Here is a 3,619-nt window from a genome sequence, read left to right on the forward strand (position 1 = left end):
GTCCACCAAAAAAATGCCTGCCCGAAATGGGAAGGCATTTTTTTTATTACAGTCTATTCTGCTCTATAGCTGCCATAGCGAATTTTTACGTCATCATAATTTTCAGCCTGGCCTGATAACAAATACGATAGATTAATGGCTGAACCGTCCTCGAATGTGAGTAGTTGAACCATGGTATCTGGGGTAAACCTGGAGAAGGCGGAGACACCATTAACGATACCTGAAATCGTGATATATCTAGAAAGATCGTAAACATTGATTTCTGTGTTATGAACAACTACACGATTATAAAAGATTTTAAAAATATAAAGCGGTATTTTCTAGACGTTAAGAAAATCTTAAGATTTACATCCTGTGTTTGTTAAGATTTGCTTGATATGATTCTTTTTGCAGGCATACTAAAAGGTGATAGAACGTAGTTAGGAGTGAATTTTTTTCCATGAATGTATTGGTTTGTGATGATGATAAGGAAATTGTCGATGCGATCGGAATTTATTTGGAAAATGAAGGATATCACCTATTTAAAGCATTTAATGGTTTGGAAGCCATCGATCTCATCAAAGATCATGAGATTCATCTTATTATCATGGATATTATGATGCCTATGATGGATGGGTTAAGAGCTACGATGAAGATTAGAGAAGAAAATAATATACCATTGATTATGCTTTCTGCTAAATCGGAGGATTCGGACAAAATTATTGGATTGAATATAGGGGCAGATGACTATCTAACAAAGCCGTTTAATCCTCTGGAGTTGATTGCAAGGGTCAAGTCCCAGCTGCGGAGATATACCACATTGGGAAGTCTTGAAACAAAGAGGAATGTCTTTCGGACGGGGGGACTGGTCATAGATGATGAAAGTAAAGTCATCTCGGTTGATGGGGAAGAGGTCCATCTTACACCGGTGCAGTATAAGATTTTGAAATTGCTGACGGAGAACGCGGGAAGAGTCTTTTCGATTGAGGATATCTATGAAAGGGTATGGAATGAAACAGCGTTTAGTCCGGAAAATACCGTAACCGTTCATATTAGAAAAATAAGAGAGAAAATCGAAATCAATCCGAAGGAACCCAAATATTTAAAGGTGGTGTGGGGAGTTGGATATAAAGTTGAAAAAATATAGCCACTTATTAACAACGAAAATCATCGTTTTTATGATCGCGGTCGTTTGTTTTACAGGGATTATCAAAGCGATGATCCAGGTTGAAGTGGTCAATCATGGTTATTTTAGCATGGTTATGGAAGAGGACTATCTTTTAAGTAAGGCATATGTAAGGGAAAATGAAAAGATTATCGGCAATCTCACTACCCTTCTTAGGGAATACAAGAGTGAGGAAAATATTTTAAAGGGCGGTTCGATTGGTGAAGAAAGGTTAAGGGTAGAAACGATGGAGTTATATTCCGATTTTGAGCTCTATTCTAAGAACTATCGGCCGGAATTAAGGGAAGAGGAGAACTATTCCGCATTTAAAAAAGAGTATGCTGACAAGATTGCTCAAGTTAAGGAAAGATTAATAAAGGAAGATTTAAGAAATTATCATAGATTATTACAAGAACTCACGGAGCAGAAAAATCCGTTGTTTTATGCCAGTGATGGCGTCAATGTTTATACGAACACGACGAAGTCAGAAAAAGGGCAGTTTAAAGAGTATCCTACTTATTTGATATTTGAGGATTATAAGAGAGAAATTTATCCGAAAGTAATCGAAGAAAATGAGCAATTACACTTCATTACGGATCCATTGGAGGAATTGAACCAGGATAAGATGGTGGTTTATGTTGCGTTTACAAACGACTTTTTAAACCAAAAAATAAACGAATGGAAGGAAGATAAAGCAGTTGCCACTAAAAACCTTTTTATTTTAGCCGCATTTTTGCTAGGTTTTATCCTTTCGTTTGGCTATCTCATCCTTGTCACAGGAAGAAGGTCATTTAAAGATGATCATGTCCACCTTCATCCAGTGAATAAACTATACAATGATATCAATATCTTTCTATGTATGGGCCTCATGGCGATGTGGGTTACATGGATGGATAATGTGGCACAACAAAGCATTGATAAAATCGCCATTCCGATCACCATCCCGATTTCAGCGGCCGTGTTTATTCTGATTCTCTCACTGGTTAAACACGTTAAAAATAAAACGTTCTTTAAGCATACCCTGATTTTTGCTATCATCCATAAGCTCATAAAGATTGTAAGAAAGGTCTATGAGACAGGGAATGTCGGGATCAAGACAGTATTAATTGTGATTGGTTACCCAGTATTGATTGCGTTAACGTTTTTTATGTTCCCGGTTACGATTGGTCTGGCAGCCTGGTTTGCTTATAAAAAGGTTAAGAGTTTTCAAACCATCCAGGATGGAGTGGAAAGAATTAGAGCTGGAAATCTTCATCATCGAATCGATGTGGCTGACCGTGGAGAGTTTAAAACCCTTGCTAGCAACATCAACAGCATCACGGATGGATTGAAAGATGCTGTTGATAGTGAACTTAAAAGTGAGCGGTTAAAAACGGAGTTAATCACCAATGTATCTCATGATATTAGAACACCGTTAACATCTATCATCACCTATGTGGATTTATTAAAAGCCGAAGAGGTTACGCCAAGGGCTGCTGAATATATCGATATCCTGGATCAAAAATCGAAGAGATTGAAACTATTAACTGATGATTTATTTGATGCGGCGAAGGCGACGAGTGGAAATATTTCCGTTAATTTTGAGAAAATTGATATTGCCTCTTTAATCACCCAGGGACTTGGAGAAGTAAATGATAGAATTGAAGCCTCCCAGTTGCAATTCAAGCTTAATCTTCCCAAGAAGAAGGTTTACATTGAAGCGGATGGAAAATTACTTTGGAGATCGATTGAAAACTTATTATCGAATATCTTTAAATATGCGCTCAGTGGTTCTAGAGTCTATATTGATGCTGAGGATGCAGGCAATGAAATTCAGCTTACCTTTAAGAATATTTCCGCCTATGAGTTAAATATCTCAGCTGAAGAGTTAATGGAACGTTTTAAGCGAGGTGATGAATCCAGGTCCAGCCAAGGCAGCGGATTGGGGCTATCGATTGCGAAAAGCCTCATCGAAGTTCAAAAGGGGAAATTTAATATCCACGTGGACGGAGATTTATTTAAGGCAGTTGTTTCTTTCCCTAAGGTGCCTGACACCCAATCGAGAGATGTGGAAGAAAGTTAGAAAGTGATATGATCGGTTTACAGCAAGGAAATGACCACCAAAGAGTGAAAAAAGGAATAGATTAGACCGTTGCAATGTGGCTTGCAGCGGTTTTTTTCAGTATCGTCCCATAACAATTCGTTTAAATTCATGATAAAGGATGGAAGAAAGGAGATGTCTTGTAATGAAATTTCTATAAAAAGAAAAACTACCTATTGTAAAATTAAACAGGAGGTGTTATGATATGAAAGTTGCTTTTAACGACGGCTTAATCAGTTAAAAGTGATGACGAAAAAAGCTAAAATATTATATTGACATAGTAATAGAGTGTTGATATAATAATAAATGTCGCTTCTGACGAGATAGATTGTTCTTTGAAAACTAAACAAACAAAATCGTGCAAACAAACAATAAACTTTAGTTTCAATTATGAA

At 37.0% G+C, this 3,619-nt stretch carries 2 protein-coding genes; both read left to right on the forward strand.

What is annotated here, in order from left to right:
- Positions 1-439: 439 nt before the first annotated feature.
- Positions 440-1,126 (forward strand): response regulator transcription factor, encoded by a 687-nt coding sequence (locus V7659_RS02495; RefSeq protein WP_335537902.1) that lies wholly within the window; start codon positions 440-442, stop codon positions 1,124-1,126.
- Complete coding sequence (locus V7659_RS02500) at positions 1,101-3,206, forward strand: HAMP domain-containing sensor histidine kinase (RefSeq protein ID WP_335537904.1); 2,106 nt, start codon at positions 1,101-1,103, stop codon at positions 3,204-3,206. The genes V7659_RS02495 and V7659_RS02500 overlap by 26 nt, the downstream gene beginning before the upstream one ends.
- Positions 3,207-3,619: the final 413 nt, after the last annotated feature.

The organism is Neobacillus drentensis, from assembly GCF_036966985.1.
Lineage (GTDB): Bacteria > Bacillota > Bacilli > Bacillales > Cytobacillaceae > Neobacillus > Neobacillus drentensis_E.